The sequence below is a fragment of the Marinifilum sp. D714 genome (assembly GCF_030851345.1).
Taxonomy (GTDB): Bacteria; Bacteroidota; Bacteroidia; order Bacteroidales; family Marinifilaceae; genus Marinifilum.
Genome location: NZ_JALPNU010000102.1, coordinates 1 through 317 on the forward strand (window position 1 = coordinate 1; position 317 = coordinate 317).

Here is a 317-nt window from a genome sequence, read left to right on the forward strand (position 1 = left end):
TATTTGCAAGCCAATGAGGCTGTTAAAAGAGCTGTCAACCTGTACAACAATAAGCGTCCTCATTCCAGTATTGAACACAAGACTCCAATTCAAGCGCATCAATTTAAAGGCAAAATGAAAAATTTATGGAAGAAGATTCAAAGGGAAGAATCCTGAGTGTAAGAACAATAAGGAGTAAGCTTAAATATTGTTTCCGTTTTTACTCTTTAGATTATTTGTCTAATGGAAATTTACGGTTTAGAATTTAAGTATATATTTGCAGTACCTATTAGGGAATAATCAATCTAATATTCCCCAAATTTAAGTAATAATCTGTC

The 317-nt window shown here is 31.9% G+C and carries 1 protein-coding gene; it reads left to right on the forward strand.

Going from position 1 to position 317, the window contains the following annotated elements:
- The first annotated feature begins 3 nt into the window (after positions 1–3).
- On the forward strand, positions 4–156 hold the full coding sequence (locus tag M0051_RS19855; protein WP_373568325.1) for an integrase core domain-containing protein: 153 nt from the start codon (positions 4–6) through the stop codon (positions 154–156).
- Positions 157–317 lie beyond the last annotated feature (161 nt).